Genomic DNA, 12,592 nt, shown 5'->3' on the forward strand with positions numbered 1-12,592 from the left:
TGGTTATCCCACTACGCGAGCGCCCGCCGTGTCCAGCTGGCAAATATGAACGAAGCCTTCCTGATTTTGCAGATAGTGCTTGCCGAGCCAGTCGGCAACACGCTGAGCGGTATCCGGCTTGTCGCACAAGGCAAACAGCGTTGGTCCGGAACCCGAGATCCCGCAGGCCAGCGCGCCAATATCCGCCACTGCTTTACGTGCTTCCCCAAATCCCGGCAGCAACTTCATGCGGTACGGTTCGGCAATCACATCTTTCATTAATTTTGCTGCCAGCGCAGGCTGACGGCTGTAGCAAGCATGGATAAAGCCCGCCAGGTGGCGACCATGAGCAATGCAATCCTGGCGGCGATATTGCGCTGGCAGGATCGCGCGCGCTTCGGCTGTCGAGACTTTAATGCCTGGATACGCCAAAACCCACAGCCACTCATCAAAGCCTGGCACCTGCTGGCTGATAATGCCGCTTTCCTCGATCATCAATTGCATGCCGCCGAGGTAGCAAGGCGCGACGTTATCGTAATGCACGCTACCGGAAATACGCCCTTCCAGCTCGCCCATCAGCGCCAGCATGCGTGTTTCGTTCAGCGGCTTATTGCAGAACTCATTCATGGCGACCAGCGCCGCGACCACCGAACAAGCACTGGAGCCGAGCCCTGAGCCGATCGGCATGTTTTTTTCCAGCGTCATCGCGACGGGAACCTGCTTGCCGATCTCCTGACAAAACAGTTCCCAGCACTGATAAACGATATTTTCTTTCGGCTCAGTCGGTAATTTACTGGCGAAGCGGCCCACATTCTTCAGGCTGAAATGATCGGCTGCTTCCACACTGACATTATCGCCCAACAATGTGCCATCCACAGGCGTAACCGCCGCGCCAAGCACATCAAAACCCACGCTCATATTGGCACTGGAGGCCGGAGCATACACCTTCACCATCTCAGACTCCTAACTTCCAGGACAGGGTGCGCAGCAGGTCGGCGAACACGCCCGCTGCCGTCACATCGTTTCCCGCGCCATACCCGCGCAGCACCAGCGGTAACGGCTGGTAATAGTGGCTGTAGAACGCCAGCGCGTTCTCGCCGTTTTTCACTTTGAACAGCGGATCGTTGCCATCAACCTCCGCAATTTTCACCCGACAGGTGCCATCTTCTTCAATGTTGCCAACATAACGCAGCACCTTACCTTCATCGCGCGCTTTTGCGACTCTCGCGGCAAAATCATCATCCAGCCCCGGCAGACGTGCCATAAAACTCTCAACATCGCCTGAATCGTCAAAACTCGCCGGCAGCACCGGTTCGATGACGATATCCGACAACTCCAGTTCACGACCGGTTTCGCGCGCCAGAATCAGCAGCTTACGTGCTACATCCATACCGGAGAGATCATCTCGCGGATCCGGCTCGGTGTAGCCCATTTCGCGGGCAAGATTCGTTGCCGCCGACAGGCTCACGCCTTCATCCAGCTTGCCGAAAATAAACGACAAGGAACCGGAAAGAATACCGGAGAAATGCTGCAACTCGTCCCCGGCGTTCAGCAGGTTTTGCAGGTTTTCAATCACCGGCAAGCCTGCGCCAACGTTTGTGTCGTACAGGAATTTACGCCGCGATTTTTCCGCTGCGCGACGCAACTGGTGGTAATAATCCAGCGATGAGGTGTTGGCTTTTTTGTTCGGCGTCACAACGTGAAAACCTTCTCGCAGGAAATCCGCATACTGGTCGGCCACTGCCTGGCTGGAAGTACAATCAACGATCACCGGGTTCAGCAGGTGATACTCTTTCACCAGGCGAATCAGGCGGCCCAGGTTGAACGGTTCTTTGGCTTGTGCCATTTCCGCTTGCCAGTTATCCAGATTCAGGCCGTGAACATTGGTCAACAGCGCTTTCGAGTTCGCCACACCGCAAACACGCAGATCAATATGTTTGTTTTTCAGCCATGTTTGCTGGCGCTTAAGCTGTTCCAGCAGCGCACCGCCGACACCGCCGACGCCAATCACAAACACTTCAATCACCTGGTCGGTGTTAAATAACATCTGGTGCGTGACGCGTACGCCGGTGGTGGCATCATCGTTGCTAACAACCACGGAGATCGAGCGTTCGGAGGAGCCCTGAGCAATCGCCACAATATTAATATTCGCGCGCGCCAGCGCCGCAAAAAACTTCGCCGAAATTCCGCGCAGCGTGCGCATACCGTCGCCGACGACTGAAATGATCGCCAGACGCTCCATCACCGCCAGCGGCTCCAGCAGGCCCTCTTTCAATTCGAGATAAAACTCTTCGCTCATCGCGCGCTGGGCCCGGGCGCAATCGGATTGCGGCACACAGAAGCTGATGCTGTACTCCGAGGACGACTGGGTGATCAACACGACGGAAATGCCGTTGCGCGACATCGCGGCGAAGACACGTGCCGCCATGCCAACCATGCCTTTCATCCCCGGGCCGGAGACGCTGAACATCGCCATGTTATTCAGATTCGAAATGCCTTTTACCGGCAGACCATCTTCATCAGAGGTCGCACCAATCAGCGTGCCCGGCGCTTGCGGGTTTCCGGTATTTTTGATCAGGCAAGGAATTTGGAACTGTGCGATGGGGGTAATGGTTCGAGGGTGAAGAACTTTGGCGCCGAAGTAGGAAAGCTCCATAGCTTCCTGGTACGACATCGACTTCAGCAGCCTGGCGTCTGGCACCTGGCGCGGGTCGCAGGTATAAACGCCGTCGACATCGGTCCAGATCTCACAACAATCTGCGCGCAGACAGGCCGCGAGCACGGCAGCAGAGTAGTCGGAGCCGTTGCGTCCAAGCACCACCAGTTCGCCCTTCTCGTTCCCGGCGGTGAAACCGGCCATCAGCACCATATGATCCGCAGGAATACGGCTGGCGGCGATACGGCGAGTTGATTCAGCAATATCGACCGTTGATTCAAGGTAATGGCCGACCGCGAGTAATTTCTCAACCGGATCGATAACGCTGACTTTGTGACCGCGCGCTTCCAGTAACCCCGCCATGATGGCGATAGAGAGTTTCTCACCACGGCAAATTAACGCGGCGTTGATGCTGTCCGGGCACTGGCCGAGCAGGCTGATACCATGCAAAACGTGTTTGATCTGCGCGAACTCTTGTTCAACAAACGCTTTCAATTGCGCGAGGGGAAAACCCGGCTGCGCATCTGCCAGCCCTTGCAGCAGGTCGGCAAAGATACGCTCGGCGTCGCTAATGTTCGGAATCGCATCCTGGCCGCCAATCGTTTTTTCGATCATTGCCACCAGATGGTTAGTAATTTTCGCCGGGGCAGAAAGCACGGTGGCAACCTGCCCCTGCCTGGCATTACTTTCCAGGATATCGGCAACGCGCAGAAAACGCTCCGCATTTGCCACTGATGTACCGCCGAACTTCAACACTCGCATGGTTTACCCCTTAATCTTTGGTCGAAAAAAAAGCCCGCACTGTTCAGGTGCGGGCTTTTTTCTGTGTTTCCTGTACGCGTCAGCCCGCACCGTTACCTGTGGTAATGGTGATGGTTGTAATTGTGGTAATGATGCTGATGCGTTTCATGGATGTTGTGTGCTCTGTAATTATTATCTGTCTGTGCTGTATGCCTATATTGGTTAAAGTATCTGCCTGCTCAAGTCAATTTATTTTTATTTTTCGCCCTTTTGCCGTTATTCCCGGCTGCGCTGGAACAGGCGTCACTTTCAACCTATTAGGATCATTCACGCCATGTATCGCAGTGACTTTAACTATAAAAAAACATTATGACAGTGATTTACTCGGCGAGTTTTTTTTCGATATCGTGCAGCAAACGATGCAACATTGCGGTGTCGCGCTGTTCCAGCAGACCAAGACGCTGATCGAGCCAGTCGGCCATTTTAATATCATCCGCCACGCCTAATTTTTCCAGTAATCCGCGAGTTCGCAAACGCAACGCCTGTAACTGATTGCCATCAACCGGGGCTGCCTCTTTCGGGGTATGTTGCATTAAAGATGCTAATTGATAGCAGAACACCATCACCGCCTGGCCGAGATTCAGTGAAGGATAATCCGCCACCATCGGAACCCCCGTTAAAATATCTGCCAGTGCCAGTTCTTCATTGGTAAGCCCGGAATCCTCACGACCAAACACCAGCGCAGCACTACTCAACCAAGTGCTTTTCTCTTGTAACAAGGGAACCAGTTCCGCCGGTGTCGCGTAGTAATGGAATTTCGCCCGGCTGCGCGCCGTGGTGGCGATGGTAAAGGGAATATCCACCAGCGCGTCGGCAAGGGTTGCATAAGTTTTAATATTATCAAGGATATCGCCGGAGCCGTGCGCCACGCGGCGCGCGCCTTCTTGCAAATGCGCGTCGCTGTCGACAATACGCAAATCACTAAACCCCATGGTTTTCATGGCGCGGGCAGCGGCGCCGACATTTTCCGCTCTCGCGGGGGAGACAAGAACAACAGCTAATTGCATTTTACTTTCTCTTCTTACTGAGACTACGGGGAAATGTGACCTTTGTCATCATACTACGCGGTGCGAATTTACAATTATGTAACACAAATCACTGATTTAGCCCTTGTCTACGGTTAAAAAAAGCTAAACTATTTATCAGCGATATTACCTGCTAAGATGTTAACAGAAGGGACTTATCCCTATGTTTATTCATGGCATTTTAATACAGAATTTCCCACTTGTATTGGATTCGCCCTGTTTATCAATTAATATGCGCAACTAGTTGGTTTATTGAAAAATTGTAAGAAACGCTAGCATTTGGCTATCAAGATTTCTCTAAACTGTTAACGTGCTACAATTGAACTTGATATATGTCAACGAAGCGTAGTTTTATTGGGTGTCATTTACGTCTTAGCCTGTTATGTTGCTGTTAAAATGGTTAGGATGACAGCCGTTTTTGACACTGTCGGGCTCACAGGGAAAGTGCCCACGACCAAGCTAATGATGTTGTTGACGTTGATGGAAAGTGCATCAAGAACGCAATTACGTACTTTAGTCATGTTACGCCGTCATGTTAATTTTCGACATGCACCAGGCTGGTCAGGGACTTTTGTACTTCCTGTTTCGATTTAGTTGGCAATTTAGGTAGCAAACATGCAGACCCCGCACATTCTTATTGTTGAAGACGAGTTGGTAACACGCAACACGTTAAAAAGCATTTTCGAAGCAGAAGGCTACGATGTCTTTGAAGCGACAGATGGCGCTGAAATGCATCAGATCCTTTCTGAAAATGATATCAATCTGGTGATAATGGATATCAATCTGCCGGGTAAAAACGGTCTTTTGCTGGCGCGTGAATTACGCGAGCAGGCGAATGTCGCGCTGATGTTTCTGACGGGTCGTGATAACGAAGTCGATAAGATTCTGGGCCTTGAAATTGGTGCTGACGACTATATCACCAAACCGTTTAACCCACGCGAGCTGACTATCCGCGCGCGCAACCTGCTGTCCCGCACCATGAATCTGGGCACGGTCAGCGAAGAACGTCGCAGCGTTGAAAGCTACAAATTCAACGGCTGGGAACTGGATATCAATAGCCGTTCACTGATTAGCCCGAACGGTGAGCAGTATAAGCTGCCGCGCAGCGAATTCCGCGCGATGCTGCACTTCTGCGAAAACCCGGGCAAAATCCAATCTCGTGCTGAGTTGCTGAAAAAAATGACCGGTCGTGAATTGAAGCCACACGATCGTACAGTCGACGTGACTATCCGTCGTATTCGTAAACATTTCGAATCGACGCCGGATACCCCGGAAATCATCGCCACCATTCACGGTGAAGGTTACCGTTTCTGCGGTGATTTGCAGGAATAAGCCAGAATAATGATGAAAAAGCGGCGCAAAGCGCCGCTTTTTTTATTTCCAGATGCGTAATTCTTCGTCACTCACTGGTTGAGGTATTTTCTTCGCTGAACCAGAAAGCGCGTACCAGTCGAGCTTGCGCGTCAACACCATCACTGCGCTCAGGGCGATAAACAGAACACCGGTGCCGAGCAACAGCGCATTATCTTCCGAGTTCAACAGGCTCCACATCACCGCATCAAGCACTAACAGCGCGATACTAAACGACAAACCCGCACGCCAGCTTTTCAATACGCCCTGCAAATAGACTCCGTTTAGTAATGCGCCGAGCAAACTGGCAACACCCCAGGCAATGGTGAATCCGGTATGTTCAGAAAGCGCCAGTAACACCAGGTAGAACATCACCAGCGATAGCCCCACCAGCAAATATTGCATTGGGTGCATCTGCCGCGCAGTTAAACTCTCAAAAACGAAAAACGCCAGATAAGTCAGTACGATCAGCAAAATCGCGTATTTTACAGCTCTGTCGGTCAACTGGTACTGATCGGCAGGTGTGGCGATGTTGACGCTAAAAGCAGGTAATTCCCAACTTTTGCTGACAGACAGCGCTCCGGCAGCTCGCATTTTGCTGTCCAGATTGTTGGCAAACCAGCTACTTTGCCAGTGCGCCTGAAAACCACTGGCGCTCACCGTGCGTTGTTCCGGCAGAAAATCGCCCATAAAACCCGGATGCGGCCAGTCGCCATTCAGTGTCATCTCGCTATTTCGCCCCAGCGGTACCACGGAAAAATCACCGGTTCCGCTCAGACTAAACGCCATAGATAGCTTCAGCGGTTGCTGCAAGTTCGCCATCGACAATGGCATATGCACGCCCTGCAGATCGCTTGCCAGCCCGGTTCCTGGCTCAACACTGAGTGTCTCCCCATTTAACCTGGTGGTACGCAACTGACCAATACCGCGCGAATCACTCAACGCTAAAACAAGAAATGGCTCGCCGAGAGAGACATTCTCATCGGCTTTGATATCCAGCCGCTTAGGGTCGAACTCCGCGTTGATCTCAATGTCGCTGTGCCAGATTTGCCCATCATAAATGCCGATCTTTCGGGTTTCGACCTGCTGTTTTCCGTTGACCATCAGCGATTCCGGTAACCAAAAACGGAGGTAACTCTGTTTACGCCGCACCTCTTTGGGAGCCTCGTTGTCGTTAGCTTTTTCCAGAGAAACCACCGTTTCGGTCACCGGGATGGCGATCAACGGCCCGATCAATTTTTGCCTGCCAGCGCTGCTCTGGCGCAGCGTATCCGTCACATCGTTACGATAATTCGCGCGTTCGCCAATTAAGCCGCTCAGCAGCGTCAGCGGGATAAGCAGGACACAAAGACAACCTGGCAGCGTTACCATTTTCCAGAACAGGGGGGATTTCAACATAGCCTTCTCCTTAGTGATGCGTGCAGAGTAGCGAGGCTATGTGTGAAGGGTTTGAAGTTATGTGAAGTGTGGGTGAAGTGTCAGCCGGGCTTCGCAACCCCCTTGCGGGCGGTTCAGGACTCGAATATCACCATGATGCAGCCGCGCGACTTCCTGAACAAACGCCAGCCCCAGCCCACTGCTTTTTTGCCCGTCGGCACGAGGTAGCGAGTAAAAGCGTTCAAAAACGCGCTGCAGAGCATAATCCGGGATACCAGAACCGCTGTCGCTGACCGTTAACACCAGCGCGTCAGCTTCCCGGCTGGCACGTAACTCCACCTCACCACCTGGCGGTGTAAAATCAATGGCGTTATCGAGTAAATTACCCAACGCCTGAGCCAGTAGTTCTCTATCCCCTGCAGCCAGCGCATCAGCAGCGTCAATATGCAGAGTTAACCCTTTCGCCGATAACACCACACTGCGCTGCTCCTGCAATTGGCGAAAAAGCATACTGACATCCACTGCCGTAAACGCAATTTCCAGCCGGTTTTCCAGCTTTGCCTGGTGTAACAACTTCTCCACCAAATTCTGCATGCGGCTATTTTGCGTAAGAATATTGTCGGTAAAACGTGTCACAACGTCTGGCGGCGGTCCTTCGCGCAGGATCTCTGCCGCGCCGCGAATGGCTGCAAGCGGGCTTTTCAGTTCATGCGTCAGGGCGTAAACATACTGTTCGATATAATTTTTACCTTCCAGTTTCACACGCATACTTTCCAGCGCCTGCGCCAGTTTACGCAGCTCGCTGCTGCCTAAATCAGGTAAAGGAACCGGGCGGTTTTCGGTAACGGAATCAGCGTAGCGCGCCAGCTTGCCAATCGAGCGATTTATCCACCAGACCATGACCGCACCAATGAGCAACGCAATACCCAGCAGCGCGCCACCGGCCCATAAGATGCGCCGCTCGCTGCGTTTAATCACCGGATCCATCGCGCTGTTTGGCTTACCCACGCTGATTACGCCGATAATGCGGCCTTGATCGGTCACCGGGGCGGCAACATACATCACCGTACTCTGCGGGTTACGGGCATCCGCCAGCGAGCTACGCGCGCCGTAATCTCCGCGCAGCGTAAGCCAGACATCATTCCAGCGAGAGTAATCCTGACCCAACGCCTTTCCAGACGAATCAAATACTACGCGCCCGGTACTGTCGGTCATGTAGACGTGATATTCATTGCGCACTTTATGGATCCCGCTGATATGCGCATTGATTGGCTGGTGATTTAACGTCGAGAACGCCTGCGCCAGTCGACCATCCTGTGCATGACCAGAACGCAAATCTTCGCGAGCCAGCTCCGCCAGCAGTGTCGCAGTATCAATAAGCGTACCTTCGGTGGCACGTCGTACACCGGGTTTGATCTCCTGAACAAAGATCGACAGCACGAACCACGCGGCAACTGCCACGATCAGGAAATACCCCAGCAACAGGCGCATGCCAATGCGCATCAGCGGATCCCCAGGCTGTAGCCCATACCACGATGCGTATTGATAGGAGTGAGTTCGGCATTGATGGCGCGTAGCTTGGCACGCAAGGTCTTGATATGAGTATCAACGGTGCGATCAAAACTCTCCTGGGCATCGCTCCAGACCTGATCCATCAATTGCTGGCGAGAAAAAACACGTCCAGGTGCCAACAGTAAGGTTTTCAACAAAAGAAATTCGTAGCGGGTCAACAGCAGTGTTTCGCCGCACCAGCGAATAATCGCGGCGTCCTCGTCCAGCTCAAACTGGCCGATTCGCCGCATTTCATTGTGAAGAGATGCTTTTTGTAACCTGCGCAGCACAGTGCGCACTCTGGCGCATACTTCGCGGGGTGAAAAGGGTTTGGCAATGTAATCATCCGCCCCCATTTCAAGCCCCAGCAGCTTGTCAACTTCATCACTACGCGCGGTAAGAAACAGCACCGGCAACGCAGGTGCGCGCGCCAATAGCCGACGACACAGTTCAAAACCGCTGATATCCGGCAGACCGACGTCCAAAATCGCCAACTCAGGCAGTCGCTGCTGCGCCGCATCCAGCACCGGTAAACCTCGCTCAAACGCGGTGACGGCAAAACCGTCCTGTTGCAACATGTAAATCAACGTTTCAGCGATGCTGGTTTCATCCTCTACCAGCCAGATCAGCGGTTGCGGCGTAGACATTGGGCTTATTTACTCCATGGAATAATGGGTACCGCACTTAAGGCGTTTTTCGGCGATCCTTCGACCACTTTATCGGAATAAGCTAAATATGCCAGCGTGTTACGCTTCGCGTCATAGAAACGCACCACCTGCAATTTCTTAAAGACTAAGGACGTCCTTTTCTGGAAAACCACATCGCCCTGCGCCTTACCGTTTTTGATCTTATCGCTCAACTCAACCGGCCCAACCTGCTGGCAAGAGATAGCCGCATCAGACGTATCTTCTGCCAGCCCTAGCCCGCCTTTGATACCACCGGTTTTCGCCCGACTGATGTAACAGGTGACATTTTTCACATCAGGATCATCAAACGCTTCGACCACAATTTTGTGATCCGGACCAAACATTTTGAACACCGTATCCACGGAACCAATTTCTTCTGCATGTGCAGAGCCCAGCGCGGCCAACATTACTGCAGGAAGGATTAACTTTGTATATTTCATATTGTTACCATTTTTGAATATTACGTTGAGCAACTATTCAGCTTTCAAATGAGAAACTGTTTGCAGATCACTAATTTACAAAATTTATGATGAAAATCAGTCACAATGCGTATTTGTGCACAAAAAAAACACCGAATGCTAAACACCTAAAAACCCGTTATTATCCGTTGCCTGATATCAGGCGTTAATGCTGTTTTAAGGAAGAGGATATTGTATGGATCAGGCTGGGATCATTCGCGACTTACTTTCCTGGCTGGAAAGCCATCTGGATCAGCCGCTCGCTTTGGATAATGTGGCGGCAAAAGCAGGCTATTCCAAGTGGCACCTGCAAAGGATGTTCAAAGACGTGACCGGTAATGCCATCGGCGCTTATATTCGTGCGCGTCGTCTGTCAAAATCCGCGGTTGCTCTGCGCCTTACTGCCCGCCCCATTCTGGATATTGCTCTACAATACCGCTTTGATTCGCAACAAACCTTCACCCGCGCTTTCAAAAAACAGTTTGCTGTTACTCCTGCGCTCTATCGCCGTTCACCAGACTGGAGCGCGTTTGGCATTCGCCCGCCGATGCGTCTTGGCGAATTTACCATGCCAAAACATGACCTTGTCACCCTGCCGCCAATGCAACTTATTGGCACCACCCAGAGCTACACCTGCGCGCTGGAGGAGATCTCCGATTTCCGTAATCAAATGCGCATTCAGTTCTGGCGGGAATTTTTGAGCAATTCACCGAAGATTCCACCGGAAATGTATGGCCTGCATGAGCCGCGCCCAAGCCTGGAAAAAGATGACGAACAGGAAGTGTTTTACACCACAGCGCTAACGCCGGAGATGGCGAACGGCTATCTGAGCAACGCGCAGCCGGTGTTGCTGGAAGGCGGCGACTACATCTCCTTCGCCTATGAAGGTTCACCACACGGTTTTCAGGATTTCATCCTGACCGTTTACGGAACGTGCATGCCGATGCTTAACCTCACGCGCCGTAAGGGTCAGGATATTGAGCATTTTTACCCGCAGCATGAAGAGCCACGCGAAGACGGTGAACCGCCATCACACATCCGCTGCGAGTATCTGGTGCCTATTCGCCGTTAACGCTGCAACTCATCCAGCGCTGGAGCGTCCAGATGCGAGACGTCTCCTGCGGTTTCCACCACCCAGCCAGAAGCCAGCCACGGGCTCTGTTGATAATCAATGCGGGAAATAGAGCAGTTGCGCAGGCGCAGGCGGCGTTCAGCATAAGCAGGTAGCCCAAGGATTGTGCTGACCAGGCAGCCCAGCGCCATACCGTGGCTAACCAGCAACGGTCGGCTTCCTTCGGGAAGATCCAGGCAGGTTGCCAGCGCCGCATGCATACGATCGCTTAGCTCCTGCATCGATTCGCCATCAGGAATGCGGCCATCGGCCGTGCCATTCACCAGTTGGCGACGCCAGCTCTCTTCTTCTTCAGTCAGGGAATCGATATGACGGCGTTCCAGCACGCCCATGTCCAGCTCGCGCAAACGCGGCTCAAAGGTGATATCGCAACCAAGGACTTCAGCGATAATCTCAGCCGTCCGGCGGGTTCGGCCCAGGTCGCTGGCAATAACGTGGGTAATGCCCAGCGCTTTTGCGCGCTCAGCCACCTGCCACGCCTGCTTCTCCCCTTTCTCGGTTAACGGACTGTCTGACTGGCCTTGAATACGACGCTCGGCGTTCCACTGCGTTTCACCGTGGCGAACAAGGTATACCTGTAACATGCTTTTTTATCCATTATACTGCGATGAATTTATTATCTGAGGAAGGTCTCTGTCCGGGGTAAAAGAACGCGTCTCATTCCGAACATACCGTTATTGATTATGCACCATGTTGTCTCAGCTACCACCAATCCCGCGAAAATTCGGGCGATTCTGCACGCTTTTAACGAGATCTTCGGCGACGGATCCTGCCATATAGACGCCGTTTCCGTCGATAGCGGCGTACCGGAACAGCCGTTTGGCAGTGAAGAAACGCGTACTGGCGCACGAAATCGCGTGGCCAATGCCCGCCATGTGCGCCCCGAAGCGGATTTTTGGGTAGCTATCGAAGCCGGGATCGACGAAGGCAGTACGTTTAGTTGGGTGGTTATTGAAAGTAATCATCAAAAAGGTGAAGCCCGCTCGGCAACGCTGCCGCTACCGGAGATCATTTTGCAGAAAGTGCGCGCTGGTGAAGCGCTCGGGCCAGTAATGTCGCGGTATAGCGGAATTGATGAGATCGGTCGCAAAGAGGGAGCCATCGGCGTTTTTACCGCAGGTAAACTCACGCGCGAAAGCGTTTACCACCAGGCGGTGATCCTGGCGCTCAGCCCCTTTCACAACGCGATTTATCGCTGAGTATTCAGCAGCGTCTGTTCCAGCCATAAACGTAAATCAGCAGGCGCAGCTTTCAGGCTGTTTGATCCACGAGTAATAGTCGCGATACCTGCCCCCAGCTCGCTTTTCAGTTCACGCTGACTCATCTCGCCGCGCAGCAGTTCTTCAATGATCCGCACTCTTGTGCCCAACGACTCGCGCTCATCTGGTGTAAGCATCAGATTAAGTAATGGAATGTGCAGATCCTTTTCGTAAGATTGCCTGACCAGATCAACGAAGCGTTGCCACTCCTGATCGCGCTGTTCGGCCATCGCCGCAGAATAGGGTGATTGCTGAGCCATAATTTGCCGCCCTGTTAAAGGTTTACTGATGTGTACTCTTTAGCGAGTACACATCATA

General features: G+C 52.6%; 14 protein-coding genes and 1 other annotated feature. Of the genes, 3 read left to right on the top strand and 11 right to left on the bottom strand.

Going from position 1 to position 12,592, the window contains the following annotated elements:
• Window positions 1-3 precede the first annotated feature (3 nt).
• The 5 genes from thrB to yjjY form a co-directional block, all read right to left on the bottom strand.
• The gene (gene thrB, locus JKP81_RS17400) at window positions 4-933 is read right to left on the bottom strand and encodes a homoserine kinase (protein ID WP_200552705.1); all 930 of its coding nucleotides are present in this window, start codon (window positions 931-933) and stop codon (window positions 4-6) included.
• A gap of 1 nt (window position 934) precedes the next feature.
• A complete protein-coding gene (gene thrA / locus JKP81_RS17405) occupies window positions 935-3,397 on the bottom strand; it encodes a bifunctional aspartate kinase/homoserine dehydrogenase I (RefSeq protein ID WP_200552706.1) in 2,463 nt (820 codons plus the stop codon).
• Between the two features lie 23 nt (window positions 3,398-3,420).
• Window positions 3,421-3,538: a sequence feature (Thr leader region), on the bottom strand.
• Window positions 3,477-3,545, bottom strand: a complete 69-nt coding sequence (gene thrL, locus JKP81_RS17410) for a thr operon leader peptide (RefSeq protein WP_200552737.1) — start codon at window positions 3,543-3,545, stop codon at window positions 3,477-3,479. It overlaps the preceding feature by 62 nt.
• Window positions 3,546-3,756: 211 nt before the next feature.
• A complete protein-coding gene (locus tag JKP81_RS17415) occupies window positions 3,757-4,443 on the bottom strand; it encodes a tRNA/rRNA methyltransferase (RefSeq protein ID WP_200552707.1) in 687 nt (228 codons plus the stop codon).
• A 398-nt stretch (window positions 4,444-4,841) separates the two neighbouring features.
• Window positions 4,842-4,982: a protein YjjY gene (gene yjjY, locus JKP81_RS17420; protein ID WP_200552708.1), complete on the bottom strand. Its 141-nt coding sequence runs from the start codon at window positions 4,980-4,982 to the stop codon at window positions 4,842-4,844.
• A gap of 94 nt (window positions 4,983-5,076) precedes the next feature.
• Here yjjY and arcA point away from each other — a divergent pair, with 94 nt between their 5' ends.
• Window positions 5,077-5,793: a two-component system response regulator ArcA gene (arcA, locus tag JKP81_RS17425; RefSeq protein WP_013367683.1), complete on the top strand. Its 717-nt coding sequence runs from the start codon at window positions 5,077-5,079 to the stop codon at window positions 5,791-5,793.
• A 42-nt stretch (window positions 5,794-5,835) separates the two neighbouring features.
• Here the strand turns inward: arcA and creD are convergent, their stop codons facing one another.
• The 4 genes from creD to creA are packed head-to-tail and all read right to left on the bottom strand — an operon-like array spanning window position 5,836 to window position 9,865.
• The gene (gene creD, locus JKP81_RS17430; protein WP_200552709.1) at window positions 5,836-7,209 is read right to left on the bottom strand and encodes a cell envelope integrity protein CreD; all 1,374 of its coding nucleotides are present in this window, start codon (window positions 7,207-7,209) and stop codon (window positions 5,836-5,838) included.
• A 57-nt stretch (window positions 7,210-7,266) separates the two neighbouring features.
• A complete protein-coding gene (gene creC, locus JKP81_RS17435) occupies window positions 7,267-8,691 on the bottom strand; it encodes a two-component system sensor histidine kinase CreC (RefSeq protein WP_017457859.1) in 1,425 nt (474 codons plus the stop codon).
• Window positions 8,691-9,386 carry a two-component system response regulator CreB gene (gene creB / locus JKP81_RS17440; RefSeq protein ID WP_017457858.1) on the bottom strand — a complete coding sequence of 232 codons (696 nt, stop codon included), beginning with the start codon at window positions 9,384-9,386 and terminating at the stop codon, window positions 8,691-8,693. Before creB ends, creC begins: the two co-directional genes overlap by 1 nt.
• Before the next feature lie 5 nt (window positions 9,387-9,391).
• The gene (gene creA / locus JKP81_RS17445; RefSeq protein WP_017457857.1) at window positions 9,392-9,865 is read right to left on the bottom strand and encodes a protein CreA; all 474 of its coding nucleotides are present in this window, start codon (window positions 9,863-9,865) and stop codon (window positions 9,392-9,394) included.
• 214 nt (window positions 9,866-10,079) lie between these two features.
• Here creA and robA point away from each other — a divergent pair, with 214 nt between their 5' ends.
• Window positions 10,080-10,955 carry an MDR efflux pump AcrAB transcriptional activator RobA gene (gene robA / locus JKP81_RS17450; RefSeq protein ID WP_200552710.1) on the top strand — a complete coding sequence of 292 codons (876 nt, stop codon included), beginning with the start codon at window positions 10,080-10,082 and terminating at the stop codon, window positions 10,953-10,955.
• Here the strand turns inward: robA and gpmB are convergent.
• Entirely contained in the window at window positions 10,952-11,599 is a 648-nt protein-coding gene (gene gpmB / locus JKP81_RS17455) for a 2,3-diphosphoglycerate-dependent phosphoglycerate mutase GpmB (protein ID WP_200552711.1), read from the bottom strand. The two genes, robA and gpmB, sit on opposite strands and share 4 nt — an antisense overlap.
• A gap of 99 nt (window positions 11,600-11,698) precedes the next feature.
• Here gpmB and yjjX point away from each other — a divergent pair, with 99 nt between their 5' ends.
• Window positions 11,699-12,214 (top strand): inosine/xanthosine triphosphatase, encoded by a 516-nt coding sequence (gene yjjX, locus JKP81_RS17460; protein WP_200552712.1) that lies wholly within the window; start codon window positions 11,699-11,701, stop codon window positions 12,212-12,214.
• On the opposite strand, the gene trpR is transcribed toward yjjX, so the two are convergent.
• The gene (trpR, locus tag JKP81_RS17465; protein WP_200552713.1) at window positions 12,205-12,534 is read right to left on the bottom strand and encodes a trp operon repressor; all 330 of its coding nucleotides are present in this window, start codon (window positions 12,532-12,534) and stop codon (window positions 12,205-12,207) included. The two genes, yjjX and trpR, sit on opposite strands and share 10 nt — an antisense overlap.
• Between the last annotated feature and the right edge of the window lie 58 nt (window positions 12,535-12,592).

Origin of the sequence: Kosakonia sp. LAM2021 (assembly GCF_016620385.1) — a bacterium.
Classification (GTDB): domain Bacteria; phylum Pseudomonadota; class Gammaproteobacteria; order Enterobacterales; family Enterobacteriaceae; genus Kosakonia; species Kosakonia sacchari.

Coding starts and splice junctions, on each gene's coding strand:
- thrB (WP_200552705.1), bottom strand. CDS start 933: ATGGTGAAGGTGTATGCTCCGGCCTCCAGTGCCAATATGAGCGTGGGT.
- thrA (WP_200552706.1), bottom strand. CDS start 3,397: ATGCGAGTGTTGAAGTTCGGCGGTACATCAGTGGCAAATGCGGAGCGT.
- JKP81_RS17415 (WP_200552707.1), bottom strand. CDS start 4,443: ATGCAATTAGCTGTTGTTCTTGTCTCCCCCGCGAGAGCGGAAAATGTC.
- yjjY (WP_200552708.1), bottom strand. CDS start 4,982: ATGACTAAAGTACGTAATTGCGTTCTTGATGCACTTTCCATCAACGTC.
- arcA (WP_013367683.1), top strand. CDS start 5,077: ATGCAGACCCCGCACATTCTTATTGTTGAAGACGAGTTGGTAACACGC.
- creD (WP_200552709.1), bottom strand. CDS start 7,209: ATGTTGAAATCCCCCCTGTTCTGGAAAATGGTAACGCTGCCAGGTTGT.
- creC (WP_017457859.1), bottom strand. CDS start 8,691: ATGCGCATTGGCATGCGCCTGTTGCTGGGGTATTTCCTGATCGTGGCA.
- creB (WP_017457858.1), bottom strand. CDS start 9,386: ATGTCTACGCCGCAACCGCTGATCTGGCTGGTAGAGGATGAAACCAGC.
- creA (WP_017457857.1), bottom strand. CDS start 9,865: ATGAAATATACAAAGTTAATCCTTCCTGCAGTAATGTTGGCCGCGCTG.
- robA (WP_200552710.1), top strand. CDS start 10,080: ATGGATCAGGCTGGGATCATTCGCGACTTACTTTCCTGGCTGGAAAGC.
- gpmB (WP_200552711.1), bottom strand. CDS start 11,599: ATGTTACAGGTATACCTTGTTCGCCACGGTGAAACGCAGTGGAACGCC.
- yjjX (WP_200552712.1), top strand. CDS start 11,699: ATGCACCATGTTGTCTCAGCTACCACCAATCCCGCGAAAATTCGGGCG.
- trpR (WP_200552713.1), bottom strand. CDS start 12,534: ATGGCTCAGCAATCACCCTATTCTGCGGCGATGGCCGAACAGCGCGAT.